Source organism: Streptomyces sp. NPDC001270 (genome assembly GCF_042896695.1).
GTDB lineage: Bacteria > Actinomycetota > Actinomycetes > Streptomycetales > Streptomycetaceae > Streptomyces.
In genome coordinates this window covers 51,216-65,896 of record NZ_JBIAXM010000012.1, presented here as the reverse complement: position 1 = coordinate 65,896, position 14,681 = coordinate 51,216, and the positions used below count along the sequence as shown (strand labels likewise).

13 protein-coding genes and 1 riboswitch are annotated in these 14,681 nt (G+C 67.8%); of the genes, 8 read left to right on the top strand and 5 right to left on the bottom strand.

Annotated elements, in window-relative coordinates; all coding sequences use genetic code 11:
* Positions 1–6: 6 nt before the first annotated feature.
* On the bottom strand, positions 7–387 hold the full coding sequence (locus ACFY2B_RS21310) for a phage holin family protein (protein ID WP_376530899.1): 381 nt from the start codon (positions 385–387) through the stop codon (positions 7–9).
* A 59-nt stretch (positions 388–446) separates the two neighbouring features.
* Here ACFY2B_RS21310 and ACFY2B_RS21305 point away from each other — a divergent pair, with 59 nt between their 5' ends.
* The 4 genes from ACFY2B_RS21305 to ACFY2B_RS21290 all read left to right on the top strand — a co-directional run bounded on the left by ACFY2B_RS21305 (position 447) and on the right by ACFY2B_RS21290 (position 2,775).
* The gene (locus tag ACFY2B_RS21305; protein ID WP_376530902.1) at positions 447–764 is read left to right on the top strand and encodes a cupin domain-containing protein; all 318 of its coding nucleotides are present in this window, start codon (positions 447–449) and stop codon (positions 762–764) included.
* Positions 765–967: 203 nt separating this feature from the next.
* Complete coding sequence (locus tag ACFY2B_RS21300; protein WP_390764652.1) at positions 968–1,180, top strand: DUF5326 family protein; 213 nt, start codon at positions 968–970, stop codon at positions 1,178–1,180.
* 198 nt (positions 1,181–1,378) lie between these two features.
* Positions 1,379–2,239, top strand: a complete 861-nt coding sequence (locus ACFY2B_RS21295) for an IclR family transcriptional regulator (RefSeq protein WP_390764651.1) — start codon at positions 1,379–1,381, stop codon at positions 2,237–2,239.
* Between the two features lie 98 nt (positions 2,240–2,337).
* The gene (locus ACFY2B_RS21290) at positions 2,338–2,775 is read left to right on the top strand and encodes an SsgA family sporulation/cell division regulator (protein ID WP_390764650.1); all 438 of its coding nucleotides are present in this window, start codon (positions 2,338–2,340) and stop codon (positions 2,773–2,775) included.
* Between the two features lie 86 nt (positions 2,776–2,861).
* On the opposite strand, the gene ACFY2B_RS21285 is transcribed toward ACFY2B_RS21290, so the two are convergent.
* A complete protein-coding gene (locus ACFY2B_RS21285) occupies positions 2,862–4,370 on the bottom strand; it encodes a YibE/F family protein (RefSeq protein ID WP_390764649.1) in 1,509 nt (502 codons plus the stop codon).
* A 71-nt stretch (positions 4,371–4,441) separates the two neighbouring features.
* Positions 4,442–4,619, top strand: a riboswitch (TPP riboswitch).
* On the opposite strand from ACFY2B_RS21285, the gene thiC reads away from it, so the two are divergent.
* Positions 4,612–6,450, top strand: a complete 1,839-nt coding sequence (gene thiC / locus ACFY2B_RS21280) for a phosphomethylpyrimidine synthase ThiC (protein ID WP_390764648.1) — start codon at positions 4,612–4,614, stop codon at positions 6,448–6,450. It overlaps the preceding riboswitch by 8 nt.
* 222 nt (positions 6,451–6,672) lie before the next feature.
* Here the strand turns inward: thiC and ACFY2B_RS21275 are convergent, their stop codons facing one another.
* From ACFY2B_RS21275 to ACFY2B_RS21265, 3 genes are all read right to left on the bottom strand, one after another.
* Positions 6,673–7,542 carry a hypothetical protein gene (locus ACFY2B_RS21275; protein ID WP_390764647.1) on the bottom strand — a complete coding sequence of 290 codons (870 nt, stop codon included), beginning with the start codon at positions 7,540–7,542 and terminating at the stop codon, positions 6,673–6,675.
* Positions 7,543–7,722: 180 nt separating this feature from the next.
* On the bottom strand, positions 7,723–8,799 hold the full coding sequence (locus ACFY2B_RS21270) for a metallophosphoesterase (RefSeq protein WP_390764646.1): 1,077 nt from the start codon (positions 8,797–8,799) through the stop codon (positions 7,723–7,725).
* A gap of 366 nt (positions 8,800–9,165) precedes the next feature.
* Positions 9,166–10,278 carry a LacI family DNA-binding transcriptional regulator gene (locus ACFY2B_RS21265; protein ID WP_390764645.1) on the bottom strand — a complete coding sequence of 371 codons (1,113 nt, stop codon included), beginning with the start codon at positions 10,276–10,278 and terminating at the stop codon, positions 9,166–9,168.
* A 437-nt stretch (positions 10,279–10,715) separates the two neighbouring features.
* On the opposite strand from ACFY2B_RS21265, the gene hisC reads away from it, so the two are divergent.
* From hisC to cydB, 3 genes are all read left to right on the top strand, one after another.
* Positions 10,716–11,795 carry a histidinol-phosphate transaminase gene (gene hisC, locus ACFY2B_RS21260; RefSeq protein ID WP_390764644.1) on the top strand — a complete coding sequence of 360 codons (1,080 nt, stop codon included), beginning with the start codon at positions 10,716–10,718 and terminating at the stop codon, positions 11,793–11,795.
* Positions 11,796–12,113: 318 nt separating this feature from the next.
* Positions 12,114–13,622 (top strand): cytochrome ubiquinol oxidase subunit I, encoded by a 1,509-nt coding sequence (locus tag ACFY2B_RS21255; RefSeq protein ID WP_390764643.1) that lies wholly within the window; start codon positions 12,114–12,116, stop codon positions 13,620–13,622.
* Positions 13,623–13,640: 18 nt separating this feature from the next.
* Entirely contained in the window at positions 13,641–14,648 is a 1,008-nt protein-coding gene (cydB, locus tag ACFY2B_RS21250) for a cytochrome d ubiquinol oxidase subunit II (RefSeq protein WP_390764642.1), read from the top strand.
* Positions 14,649–14,681 lie beyond the last annotated feature (33 nt).

Sequence of the window (14,681 nt, the reverse complement as noted above, 5' to 3'; positions counted from 1 at the left end):
GCGGGCTCAGTCCTTGCCGTCGGGCAGGACGAGGTGCAGCGCCCAGGAGACGATCGAGATGATCAGGCCGCCGAGGACGGCGGTCCAGAAACCCTGCACGTGGAAGCTCAGGTCGAGCTTGTCGCACAGCCAGGAGGTCAGCAGCAGCATCAGCGCGTTGACCACCAGCGTTATCAGGCCGAGCGTCAGGATGAACAGGGGGAAGGTGAGCACCTGGACGATCGGCTTGACCAGGAAATTGACCAAGCCGAAGACCAGGGCGACGACGATCAGGGTGCCGATCTTCTTGGCCGTGTTGTCACCTGTCAGGGTGATCTTGTCGAGCAGCCACACGGCGACGGCCAGCGCCCCGGCATTGGCGATCGTCTTGACTACGAAATTCTTCATGTGTCTGATCGTGGCAGACGGGAACGGCGACGAGCAGTGGGGCGAGGTCGGCAAGAACGATGAAGGCATTCCGGCTGGACGAACTGGAGGCGGAGCGCGCCGCCAACGAGGGTGCTTACCTGCAGTTTCTACGCGAACGGAATATGTCGGTCGGCCTGTACGCGCTCGACGCGGGAGACTCGGACCCGCAGCAGCCCCACCGTCAGGACGAGGTGTACTTCGTCGTCAGCGGCCGCGCGTCGATCACCGTCGGCACGGAGACCACGCAGGTCGCGCGCGGCAGCGTGGTGTACGTGCCCGCCGGGGTCGCCCACAAGTTCCATCACATCAGCGAGGATCTGCGGGTCCTGGTGGTGTTCTCTCCGCCCGAGGCGTGACCTCGGGCCCCGGATTCCCTAGGGGAACGGTCAGGGGAGCGCAAGGGATGCGAGGTGCCCGCGAGGGCACCTCGCGGCTCTAGCATCGAGAACAGGACTCGATGACCGTCGACGGGCGTCGGGACATCGAGAACCGCCCGGCAGGTGTCGTCAACCGGCGGGCAGGTCCGGCAATGTTGGGAACGCAGAGAAGGACGAGGGCAATGCGAGGGATCTTCACGGGACTGCCGTGGTGGGTGAAGTGGATCGCGGTGCCGGTCATCGCCCTGGTCGTGTTCGGCGGCCTGATCGCGACCGTGGTCGGCTTCGTGATCGGCCTCCTCTTCAAGGCGCTGATCTTCGTGGCGCTGGTCGGCGGACTCATCTACGTGGTACGGAAATTCATGTCCAGCTCCTCGTCGCGCGGCGACTGGTGAGCCCCGCGGGAGACCGGTGACGAAACAGGAGTCACCGGATCCCTCGGGCGAGGGAAGTTTCCCGGCTGGCCGTCCGAGAACCGTGGCCGACGGTTAGAGTCCGGAACTCCACGCGGGGTCCAGCCCTCCCGAGCGGTGCAGACCCCCCACCCGTGTCTCCTCCGCACGGGGTTGCCTCTCGCGCTTCGGGAGTGACCTTTGGCCACGGTTGATACCGCACCTGCGGAAACGCACACGCTTTTCGCACCGCCGCCGTCGGACGCGCCCCCTGTACCGGGGCCGCCCGCCGTGTCGGTCCCCGAGCAGCCGCACTCCGCGACCCTCATCGGTTCCGTGCAGCGCGCGATGCGCCTGCTGGAGTGCGTCGCCGGGCACGAGTACGGCGCCCCCGCCAAGCAACTGGCCCGCGAGACCGGACTGGCCCTCCCCACGGCTTACCACCTGCTGCGCACCCTCGTGCACGAGGGCTATCTACGGCGCGACAAGGGACTGTTCTTCCTCGGTGAGGCGGCGGTGCGGCTGAGCAGCAGCGGCGCGAGGCAGAAACGTCGCAGCACCGTGGCCTCCACGCTTGCGCAGTGGCGTGATTCCATCGGTGTGCCCGTGTACTACGCCGCGTACCGCGAGGGTGAGATCGAGATCATGTGCATCTCCGACAGCCCGGGCAACCCGGCGGTCGAGGAGTGGGCGGACTTCCGCGAGACCGGTCACGCTCACGCGATCGGGCAGTGCCTGCTGTCGCAGCTTGACGAGACGGCCCGGCGCGACCATCTCGACCGCCACCCCGTCCGGTCCATCACTCCGTACACCGTGCGCGACGACCACAGCCTGCTGCGACGCCTGGAGCGAGTGCGCCGGATGACTCCGGTGGCGGAACAGCAGGAGTACGCGCTGGGCACGGTCTGCGCGGCCATCCCGATCACGATCGGCACCACGGCCGCCACCATGGCCATTTCGGTGCCCTTCCACCAGGCCGACCGATTGCTGCCCGCGGTGGAACTTCTGCAGGCCGAGATCGCACGTCGTCTTGGGACACTCGCGATCTCTATCAGTATCTGAAAACTCACTCCTTGTGATCTGTCGTGTACGTTCAGCAAGATGCCATCAGTGCCAATGGGTCATTCCAGGCCAGTCCGCATGACATGACGGGGTAGGCGATGCGCGAGTCCGTACAGGCAGAGGTCATGATGAGCTTCCTCGTCTCCGAGGAGCTCTCCTTCCGCATTCCGGTGGAGTTGCGGTACGAGACCTGTGATCCCTATGCCGTGCGGCTGACCTTCCACCTGCCCGGAGACGCCCCGGTGACCTGGGCCTTCGGGCGGGAGCTGCTGATCGACGGGGTGGGCCGGCCGTGCGGGGACGGTGACGTGCACATCGCACCCGTCGATTCCGAGGCCCTGGGCGAGGTGCTGATCCGGCTTCAGGTCGGCGGCGACCAAGCGGTGTTCCGGTCCTCGGCACCGCCGCTGGTGACGTTCCTGGACCGTACGGACAAACTGGTGCCGTTGGGCCAGGAGGGGGCGCTCGCCGACTTCGACGCTCACCTCGAAGATGCCCTGGACCGCATCCTGGCCGAGGAGCAGAGCGCCGGCTGAGACGTGGCCGGCCGGGCGCCGGGCAGTGCCGGCGGCGGATTGTGCAGGAACGCTTCCTCTTGGACCTTCCCGCTCTGGGCGGCGCGTCACCGCTTGCGGCGCCTGCCCCTACCGCCGCGCGCCACGGCGGCCGGTGCCGGGACCGCCGCCCCCACGGGTGCCGGGGCTGTCTGCCCCGGCCGGTCGGCCGACACGACCAGCGCCGCCAGCGCCGTGGTGACTGGCACCGAGGCGACCAGACCGATCGAGCCCACCAGAGTGCGGACGATCTCCTCCGCCACCAACTCACTGTTGGCGACCGTGTCGACGCTGCTCTGCGCGATCGAGAAGAGCAGCAGCAGCGGCAGGGCGGCGCCGGCGTAGGCGAGGACGAGCGTGTTGACGACGGACGCGATGTGGTCACGGCCGATGCGGATGCCCGCCCGGTACAGCCCGCGCCAGCCCATCGAGGGATTGGCCTCGTGCAGTTCCCAGACGGCGGAGGTCTGCGTCACCGTCACGTCGTCCAGGACGCCCAGCGAGCCGATGATGACGCCGGCCAGGAACAGACCGCTCATGTCGATCGACGGGTACAGACCGTGGATCAGGCCGGTGTTGTCGTCCGTGTTGCCCGTCAGCGCCGCCCAGCCGATGAACCCGGAGCCGAGGACGCCGATCAGCAGCAGCGAGACCAGCGTGCCGAGGACGGCCACCGAGGTCCGGGCCGACAGGCCGTGGCAGATGTACAGGGCGATCAGCATGATGGCACTCGAACCGATCACGGCCACGACCAGCGGATTCGAGCCCTGTAGGACGGCGGGCAGGATGAAGAGGGTCAGCACCAGGAAGCTGATGGCCAGGGCGACGAGCGCCATCACGCCCCGCAGCCGGCCCACCACCACGACGGCGAGCGCGAAGATGCCGGCGAGCAGCGCCAGCGGGAGCTTCCGGTTCACATCGGTGACCGAGTACTGAAGGTCCTTCGGGGCCGACGGCTCGTAGGCGACGACCACCTTCTCGCTCTGGTGCAGTTGCCGTGACTGGTCCGGCTGCACGATCTCCGTGAACGTACGGCCCTTGTCCTTGCCGGTGTCGACCCGGATGGTGGCCTTCTTGCAGGTACCAGTGGCCTGCTGCTGTGCAGAGTTGCCCTCGGCGGTGGAGGTGTCGCCGGTCGGGGTGTCCCCCGAGGCGTTCACCGACTTGCAGCTCACCGCGACGACCTGGGTGACCGTGGCCTGCTGTGTCTGCCGGTCGAAGCCGACCCCGGTGCGCTCGTGCGGCGGGGCCCCGCCGGGCCAGAGCACCACGAGCCCGACGACGACCGCCGTCGTGAACGGGATGAGGACGGCCGCGATGACCTTGCGCAGATGCTTGGAGACGGGCGCCGCGGGCCCGTGACTGTGGCCGTGTCCGTGTGCATGGCCGTGTCCGTGGCCCTCGCCGGGGCTCTGGCCGGAACCCTGACTGGCTCCCGGACCGTGTTCGTGGCCCGGACCATGGCCGTGTCCGGCCCCGGAACCGTGGCCCTCGTGGCCGTGTCCGCCGCCCTGCTCGGAGCCGCGTCTGCGCTGCGGCTCGGGTGGGGGGTACGGGGACTGCTGCATCGTGGTCACCGACCGATCATCGCAAGAACGACAGGGGCCCTCTGTTCACCGCGCCCGAAGTGACGCTAGCGTGGAGGCACCTTTGCACACGCGGGAGCTCGGAGCACCGGGCTGAGAGGGCGCTGACCTCCGTATTCGCGATGTTTCACGTGGAACGATCGATGTCTCACATGGAACACCGATGAACGGAAGCCGCTGCGTCGACCGCTGAACCTGTTACCGGGTAATGCCGGCGTAGGGAGTAGGTCTCATGGCCAACAAGGACGAACGCACGCCTGTCTCCACGCAGGACGCGACGATCGGAGCCGTCAACGGATCCGACGGCGTCGAGGGCGCGACGACGGGGAAGTCCATCGGCTGGCACAAGGGGTATGTCGAGGGCTCACGCTCCGACCTGCACGTGCCTGTCCGTCAGGTGCATCTCACCAACGGGAAGTCGGTCACGCTGTACGACACCTCGGGGCCGTACACCGATCCGCTCGTCGAGACCGATGTCCGTAGGGGCCTGCCGCCGCTGCGGGAGAACTGGATCATCGCTCGCGGGGACACGGAGGAGTACGCGGGCCGTCCCGTCCGCCCCGAGGACGACGGAATCAAGCACACCTCGCCGCGCGGCGGGCTGCGCAACCTGGACGCCGTCTTCCCCGGCCGCCCCAGGCAGCCGCGCCGGAGCCGTGACGGCGCCGCAGCGGTCACGCAACTCGCCTATGCGCGACGCGGCGAGATCACTCCGGAAATGGAGTTCGTGGCGATCAGGGAGAACGTTTCTCCCGAAGTGGTCCGCGAGGAGATCGCCGCGGGACGGGCTGTCCTGCCGGCCAACGTCAACCACCCGGAGATCGAGCCGATGATCATCGGCAAGCGGTTCCTGGTGAAGGTCAACGCCAACATCGGCAACTCGGCGGTGACCTCCTCCATCGAGGAGGAGGTCGAGAAGATGACCTGGGCGACCCGCTGGGGGGCCGACACGGTCATGGACCTGTCCACCGGCCGCAACATCCACACCACTCGCGAGTGGGTGCTGCGCAACTCCCCCGTCCCCATCGGCACGGTGCCGCTCTACCAGGCACTGGAGAAGGTCGACGGCAGGGCCGAGGAACTGACCTGGGAGATCTACAAGGACACGGTCATCGAGCAGGCCGAGCAGGGCGTGGACTACATGACGGTCCACGCGGGCGTCCGGCTGCCGTACGTGCCGTTGACCGCGAACCGCAAGACCGGCATCGTCTCGCGCGGCGGCTCGATCATGGCCGCCTGGTGCCTCGCGCACCACAAGGAGTCGTTCCTGTACGAGAACTTCCAGGAACTGTGCGAGATCCTCGCCGCCTACGACGTCACGTACTCGCTCGGCGACGGCCTGCGCCCCGGATCGATCGCGGACGCCAACGACGAGGCGCAGTTCGCGGAACTGCGCACGCTCGGGGAACTCAACCGGATCGCCCAGCGTTTCCATGTACAGACGATGATCGAGGGCCCGGGACATGTCCCGATGCACAAGATCAAGGAGAACATCGACCTGCAGCAGGAGATCTGCGATGAAGCTCCATTCTATACGCTCGGCCCGCTGACCACGGACGTCGCTCCGGCCTACGATCACATCACCTCGGGCATCGGGGCCGCGGTGATCGCCTGGTGGGGCACGGCGATGCTCTGCTACGTCACGCCCAAGGAGCACCTGGGCCTGCCCAACCGGGACGACGTCAAGACCGGCGTCATCACCTACAAGATCGCTGCCCACGCGGCCGACCTCGCCAAGGGGCACCCGGGTGCCCAGGAGTGGGACGACGCGCTGTCCGACGCTCGGTTCGAGTTCCGGTGGGAGGACCAGTTCAACCTCGCCCTGGATCCGGACACGGCACGGGAGTTCCACGACGAGACGCTCCCGGCCGAGCCCGCCAAGACGGCCCACTTCTGCTCCATGTGCGGACCGAAATTCTGCTCGATGAAGATTAGCCACACGATCACGGAACGCTTCGGCGGTGATTCGGCCGACGGGGCCTCTCCCGAGGAGATCGCCGAAGGGATGCTCCAGAAATCGAAGGAGTTCGCGGCGAGCGGCAACCGGGTGTACCTGCCGATTGCCGACTGACACACCTCGGTACGGAGTTCACCGCCGCGCGCGGAGGAAACCGGACCTCGGGACGGGAGACTGCCGCGAGCCGGTGTCCGCGCGAGCCACCCGCCGTAGGACGCTGTCCCGGCCGCTGGAAATATGGCCGGAAAGCTATGTCCTGGGCGTCGGAGTGTCCCGGTGATCGAGTGGTGCCACCGGGGTGCCCGGCTTGCGCCCCCGCGGGGGCGCAAGCCGGACTCACTCCGGCTGGTGGTCCGGGCCGCCGAAGTCCGGGCTTGAGTAGTCCGGGCTGCTGAAGCTCGGGCGCGAGCCCGGTGCGGAGGTGTCCTCGGGGCTGCTGAAGCCCGGCCGGCCGTAGCCGAGGCGGGGCATGCGGCCGGTCGGTGTAGGCGGGGACGTACGGCGGGCCGCCACCGCGCCGGGTTCCGCCAGTGAGTCCCGCAGGAAGGGCAGGATGCCCCGTTCCAGCAGGGCTTCCTGCCAGGCTTCCCTGGCCCGGAGGACCTCCGTGTTCGCCGCGGTGTACGTCGCGGTCTCTCGCGAGGGGCGGTTGCGCAAGGCGGTGAGCAACAGCCCGACGGCGGCCACGAGGATCGCGGCCGCGGCCAGCGCGCCGAACACCCATCCCGCAGTGAGCATGGTCTTGGCGAACGCCGGCTCAGGTGTGAGCATCTTCAGGATGTAGCCGACGAGCAGGAATATCGCCGCGGCGGTTCCGGCGAGAACGGGCGCCAGGACCGCGACGATGGCGACGGCACCCGCACCGCTGGTCTCGGCTGCCTCGCCGAGGGTGGTGGCGAGCCCTATCGCGCCCGAGCCCGGATCCGCGGGAGCGGACGCGCGGGCGGACGACGACGGGGTGGACTGCACCGGTTGGCGCAGTTCCTCGCGGACCTTCACATAGTGCTGGTACTCGGTCGCCGCGGACGCCGTGATGAGTGCGGTGGCGTTCAGCGCCATCGTGCGCAGCTGTTCGAGGTTCAGCCGCTGTCCGACAGCGGCCAGGTCAGGACGGTGTGGTGCGGAGCGCAGCGCCTCATCGAGGATCCGCTCGTAATCCTGGCGGTCCTCGCTCAGCAGGTGCTGCGGAACGCTGTTCATGTGCATCCCCCGATGCTCCGTAGGGCTTGGGGCTCGCACGCCGGCGAGCCGTCGGGCAGAAACGGAGGGGAGCCTGCTACGGATAAGCCGATGGTAGAGCCGTGACGGTACGCGGTGACAGGGGTTGCCGGAAATTGGTGTCCGGCCTGCGCGGACGTCGTGGCGGGGCGCCTGCCCCGCGGATGCTCAGCTATCCAGGGGAAGTTGCCGGACCAGCAGCTTTCCGGCCATGGTCACTCCGCCGTCCATCGCGATGGCGAGTCCGTCGGCGTAGACGTGCGGACCCTCGACCACGGGCCCGGCGCCTTCCTCGCCGTCCTCGGAGCCGACTTCCCCGAGCAGGTAGGGGATCGGGCTGTGACCGTGCACGATCCGGGTGCCGCCGTACGTGTCGAGCAGGGAGCGCACGGCGTCGGCGCCGCCGTCGTCGCGGAAGGAGAAACGCTTGGTGAACTTGCGGAACAGATCCCAGCATTCGTCCGCGTCATTGCGGGTGAGTGTCTCGCGGACGGTGTCGTTGACGGCCTCGATCGAGTCGCCATAGTCGAGGTAGGCGGTGGTGTCGGAGTGCACGAGCAGATAGCCGTCGACCTCCTCGACGGCGTCGAGGCGGGCCATCCACTGCAGATGGTGGTCCTGGAGCCGGTCCATGTCGGTCTTCTGGCCGCCGTTGAGCAGCCAGGCGGCCTGGAAGGTGGCGGTGCCCGCGCCGGAGTTGACCGGGGTGTCACCGAACCGCTTGGCGCCCAGCAGGAGCAGTTCGTGGTTGCCCATGAGGGCCTTGCAGTAGCCGCCGGCCGCGGCGGCCTCGGCGGACAGCCGCATCACGAGGTCGATGACGCCGATGCCGTCGGGACCGCGGTCGGTGAAGTCGCCGAGGAACCACAGACGTGTGTTGCCCGCGCACCAGTTGCCCGCGTCGTCGATCAGGCCCTGCTGCTGGAGGGCCGCCACCAGTTCGTCGAAATAGCCGTGCACATCGCCGACGACGTACAGCGGACCTGGGCCGGCCGGGGGCTGTGCGGCCGGGACGGGTGCCGGTTCCACAGGCATCTGGAGCGTGTCGCCGCGGTCGATGACGGGCAGGTCGCGCTCGGTGGGCGTGTACCCCTCCGGGTAGCCCTCCTCGGCGGGCGGAGCAGTGCCGCCGGGGTCGGTGCTGTGGACGTACGGACCGGCCTCGTTGACGTACGCGGGCACCCGGAAGTCGCGCAACGTCTCCGCCCGCTCCACTTCGGGTCCCCGACCGGCCCCCTGAGTCATCCGACCCCTCCACCATCACGCCGCGTCTGCACCGCGTCGGACTGCCTGGTCGCAGCGGTCGCGGTGTCGTGGGCCCATCATAGGAATGCGGATCGCGCCATGTGATGACCCAGGGGTGGTGAATCGGAGCAGGACTCCCGTTCGTCGTGGCTTTCGCCCCGATTGGTCGCTGCTGTCACCGCCTGGTCCGCGGCGCGTTTCGCCGTCCGCCCCGCCGTCCGGCGCGCCCGCGGACAACGTTTGCCCGGCGCGGAACGGCGTCATGGGCGGTGCCCCCGTTCGAGCGAACCCGGGAACTCGGGGAGCGGCCGGCCACGATGGCGCCGCGGACGAACGACGACGCATCACGGCCGGCCGGCGCGGCGCTCAGCGCTCTTCCGGCACCCGCGGGGGGCTGATCGTCGTGCGCGGTGGACGCCGCTGGGACGAGGTGCGCACGATCAGTTCGGTCGGTATCACCTGCTCGACCGGTTGCTCCGACTCGACCCCTTCGATGGCGTCGATGAGGAGCTGGACCACGGCTGTGCCGATGCGGCGTGGCTTCAGGGAGAGCGTGGTGACGGGCGGCTCGGTGTTTGCGTACACCATGGATTCGCTGCAGCACACCAGGAGCAGGTCGTCGGGAACGCGCAGACCGTAGCGGCGGGCGGCGGCGAGCAGGTCCGTGCCGTTGGGGTCGAACAGCCCGTAGACGGCGTCCGGGCGGTCCGGGCGGGCCAGCAGCCGGTCCGCGGCGACCGCGCCCGCGCAGGGGTCGTGTGCCGGGTATGCCTCGTACACCGGGTCCTGGCCGACGCGTTCGCACCAGTGCAGGTAGGCGGTGGTCGACAGATGGGTGTAGGTGTCCGTCGTCGTCCCGGTGAGCAGGCCGATGCGGCGGGCGCCCGCGGCGGCGAGGTGGTCGAGGATGCCGAGGACGGCGGCCTCGTGATCGTTGTCGACCCAGGCGGTGACCGGGATCGGACCCGCCGGGCGGCCGTCGGAGACGACCGGTAAGCCCTGCCGGACCAGCTCGCTGACCACCGGGTCCTGATCGGACGGGTCGATGACGACGGTGCCGTCCAGGGCGACGTTGGACCATACGTCGTGGCGCGAGGTCGCGGGCAGGATCACCAGCGCGTAGCCCCGGGCGAGCGCGGCGGAGGTGGCGGCCCGGGCCATCTCGGCGAAATAGGCGAACTCGGTGAAGGTGAAAGGTTCATCCCCGTAGGTCGTCACGGTCAGACCGATCAGACCGGACTTGCCCGTGCGGAGCGTGCGCGCCGCGGCCGACGGGCGGTAGCCCAACCGGTCCGCGACCTCGCGGACATGGCGGCGGGTGGCGTCCGGGAGCCTGCCCTTGCCGTTCAGGGCATCGGAGACGGTCGTGATGGAGACTCCGGCGGCGGCGGCCACGTCCCTGATGCCCGCCCGACCCGGCCGGCTGCCTCGACGTGAGGTTTCCGCGCGGCTCACCTGGTGCTTCCCTGCTGCTGTCATGGCGAGCCGATAGTAGGGCTCATGCGGTGGGGTAGTGCGGACGCATATGCACGCGTTGACAGGCACGTTTCTGCAAGGTCATTTAGGGGTAACGTCCTTGGAATGGAAGGCAGTTGACCGGTCCTATGGCAAGACGTGACTTGTCGGCGCGCATGGGCCTGCCAAGTGCCCGATGTTTCGAAGAGGTCTCAACTCACCTGCATGAGGGACGCGCGCCAGGGCGCAAGCCACCAGCGCGTAGATATATGTGCGACGCGCCCCCCGTTTTATGCGCCTTCCTGCCGTGATGCCTGTGATGCCAGTGGGGTTCGTGGGGTTTCTCCCCTCATCGCTTCTCGCCCGCTCGCACCTGTACGCAGGGAGGCCGAATCCTCATAAGGTAAGGAGTATTGGATGCCGGCGCTGACGAGCGGCCGGTGGTCGCGAGGAGGACTGTGGTGAGCGAGACGAGCCCCAAGTTGCGCGCCGAGCTGGACGGTATCCCCACCTACAAGCCGGGCAGGCCCGCGGCGCAGGGCGGCCCGGCCGCCTACAAGCTCTCCTCGAACGAGAACCCGTATCCCCCGCTGCCCGGCGTGATGGAATCCGTGACCGCGGCCGCCTCGTCCTTCAACCGCTACCCGGACATGGCGTGCACCGGGCTGATGAACGAGCTGTCGGAGCGCTTCGCCGTTCCGCTCAGCCATCTGGCCACCGGTACGGGTTCCGTAGGCGTGGCCCAGCAACTGCTGCAGGTCACCAGCGGACCCGGCGACGAGGTCATCTACGCCTGGCGGTCCTTCGAGGCGTACCCGATCGTCACGCAGGTCAGTGGTGCCCGGTCGGTACAGGTGCCGCTCACCCCGGGCGAGGTGCACGACCTGGACGCGATGGCCGACGCGATCACTGACCGGACGCGCCTGATCTTCGTGTGCAACCCGAACAACCCGACGGGCACGGTCGTACGGCGGGCCGAGCTGGAGCGGTTCCTCGACCGGGTGCCCGGTGACGTCCTGGTGGTGCTGGACGAGGCGTACCGGGAGTTCATCCGTGACCCCGAGGCGCCGGACGGAATCGAGCTGTACCGCGACCGGCCGAACGTCTGCGTCCTGCGGACCTTCTCGAAGGCGTACGGCCTCGCGGGGCTGCGGGTCGGCTTCGCCGTCGCCCATGAGCCGGTGGCCGAGGCGCTGCGCAAGACGGCGGTGCCGTTCGGGGTGAGTCAGCTCGCTCAGGAGGCGGCCATCGCCTCGCTGCGTGCCGAGGACGAACTGCTCGGCCGGGTCGGCTCGCTGGTGTGTGAGCGGACGCGGGTGGTCGATGCCCTGCGCGCCCAGGGCTGGACCGTCGCCGAGACGCAGTCCAACTTCGTGTGGCTGCGGCTGGGGGAGCGCACGAGTGCCTTCGCGACAACCTGCGAGGAGCACGGCGTCGTGGTCCGGCCGTTTCCCGGTGAGGGCGTGCGGGTGACGATCGGGGAGAACGAGGGGAACGACATCTTCCTGAAGGTGGCGGAGGAGTTCCACAAGGGGCTGTAGGGCTCTGCTTCCTCAGGCGCGACGCCCGCTGATGTGCCCGTTTCACGTGAAACGGGCACATCCGTATCGAAGGTGACCCATCCGCCTCGGGTAGGAACCCGGGGCGGATGTCGTATGTGGGGCCTCCGGTCCGTGGTTGTCCGGATCCGGTCGGTCCGAGTCGAAGTACCCCCCCGCGTCGCAGGTGTCGAACGGCCATGCGTCATACTTGCTTGTGAATGTGAACGCGTTCACAAGCACGTCCCGGTTGCCCAATGGTGTGCGTGACAAAAGGGGCGAAAACGCCGCTGTACCACGGCGATGTAAGGAGTTGACGACGTGGAAATGGCTTTGGCGCCGGAGACACTGGCGCGTTGGCAGTTCGGCATCACCACCGTCTACCACTTCCTCTTCGTTCCCTTGACGATCTCTCTGGCCGCCCTCACGGCCGGGCTGCAGACCGCCTGGGTACGCACCGAGAACGAGAAGTACCTCAGAGCGACGAAGTTCTGGGGGAAGCTCTTTCTGATCAACATCGCGATGGGGGTCGTCACCGGCATCGTGCAGGAGTTCCAGTTCGGCATGAACTGGTCGGACTACTCGCGGTTCGTCGGTGACGTCTTCGGCGCCCCGCTCGCCTTCGAAGCACTCATCGCGTTCTTCTTCGAGTCCACCTTCATCGGTCTGTGGATCTTCGGCTGGGACAGACTGCCCAAGAAGATCCACCTGGCCTGCATCTGGATGGTCTCGATAGGAACGATCCTGTCGGCGTACTTCATCCTCGCCGCCAACTCGTGGATGCAGCACCCCGTCGGCTACAAGATCGACAAGGTGAAGGGGCGCGCCGAACTCACCGACTTCTGGGCGATGCTCACCCAGAACACCGCACTCACCCAGGCATTCCACACGCTGACGGCGTCCTTCCTGACCGGCGGTGCCTTCATGGTCGGCATCGCCGCCTTCCACCTGGCCCGCAAGAGGCACATCCGTGTGATGAAGACCTCGCTGCGCCTCGGCCTCGTCACCGTCGTCGTCGCAGGTCTGCTCACCGCGGTGAGCGGCGACACCCTCGGCAAGGTCATGTTCAAGCAGCAGCCGATGAAGATGGCCGCCGCCGAGGCCCTGTGGGATGGCCAGAACTCCGCGCCGTTCTCCGTGTTCGCATACGGCGACGTCAGCAAGGGGCACAACAGCGTAGAACTGTCGGTCCCGGGGGTGCTGTCCTTCCTCGCCGACGACGACTTCGGCTCGTACATCCCCGGCATCAACGACACCAACAAGGCCGAGCAGGCCAAGTACGGTCCGGGCGACTACCGGCCCATCATCCCCGTCACCTTCTGGGCCTTCCGCTGGATGATCGGCTTCGGCATGGCGTCCTTCGCCATCGGGCTGGTCGGTCTCTGGCTGACCCGCAAGAAGTTCATGCTGCCGCAGCATCTGCGGGTGGCCGAGGACGAGGTGCCGCACCTGGTGCTGTTCAAGAACAAGGCACTCGGCCCGAAGCTCACGCCTTGGTACTGGCGCATCGCGATCTGCACCCTGGGCTTCCCGCTGATCGCCAACTCGTGGGGTTGGATCTTCACCGAGATGGGCCGTCAGCCGTGGGTCGTCTACGGCGTCCTGCAGACGCGGCACGCGGTCTCCCCCGAGGTTTCGCAGGGCGAAGTCCTCACCTCGATGATCGCCTTCGCCGCGCTCTACGCCATCCTCGCCGTCATCGAGGTCAAGCTGCTGGTGAAGTACGTCAAGGCCGGCCCGCCCGAACTGACCGAGGCCGACCTCAACCCGCCCACGAAGATCGGCGGCGACTCCCGTGACGCCGACAAGCCGATGGCCTTCTCGTACTAGGCCGGGGGAGCTGCAGTCATGGAACTTCACGATGTCTGGTTCGTCCTGATCGCCGTCCTGTGGACCGGCTACTTCTTTCTGGAGGGCTTCGACTTCGGAGTCGGCGTCCTCACCAAACTGCTGGCTCGTGACCGTGCCGAGCGGCGGGTGCTGATCAACACGATCGGCCCCGTCTGGGACGGCAACGAGGTGTGGCTGATCACCGCAGGCGCCACGACCTTCGCTGCCTTCCCGGAGTGGTACGCCACGCTTTTCTCCGGCTTCTACCTGCCGCTGCTGGTGATCCTGCTGTGCCTGATCGTCCGGGGCGTCGCCTTCGAATACCGGGCGAAGCGTCCCGAGGAGCGCTGGCAGCGCAACTGGGAGAGGGCGATCTTCTGGGCCTCGCTGATTCCGGCGTTCCTGTGGGGCGTCGCCTTCGCCAACATCGTGCGCGGTGTGAAGATCAACCAGCACTTCGACTACGTCGGCAGCCTCGGTGACCTCCTCAATCCGTATGCACTGCTCGGCGGTCTGGTCACACTGACGCTGTTCACCTTCCACGGTGCGGTGTTCGTCGCGCTCAAGACCGTCGGAGACATCCGGGTCCGGGCCCGGAAGCTCGGGCTGCGGGTCGGTCTCGTGACGGCCGTGCTGGCTCTCGTCTTCCTGCTGTGGACACAGGTCGACAGCGGTAACGACAGGAGCCTGGTGGCCATGGTCGTGGCGGTGGTCGCGCTGGTGGCCGCACTCGTGGCGAACCAGGCTGGCCGCGAAGGCTGGTCGTTCGCGCTCTCCGGCATCACTGTCGTGGCAGCCGTGTCGATGTTCTTCCTGTCGCTCTTTCCGGACGTCATGCCGTCCTCGCTCAACGCGGACTGGAACCTCACGGTCACCAACGCCTCGTCGAGCCCGTACACCCTGAAGATCATGACCTGGTGCGCGGTGATCGCCCTGCCGATCGTGCTGCTCTACCAGGGCTGGACGTACTGGGTGTTCCGCAAGCGGATCGGGACGCAGCACGTCGCTCCCGAAGCCGGTCACTGAGTCTGCCGGGAGGGGTTTTCGCGATGTTTCACG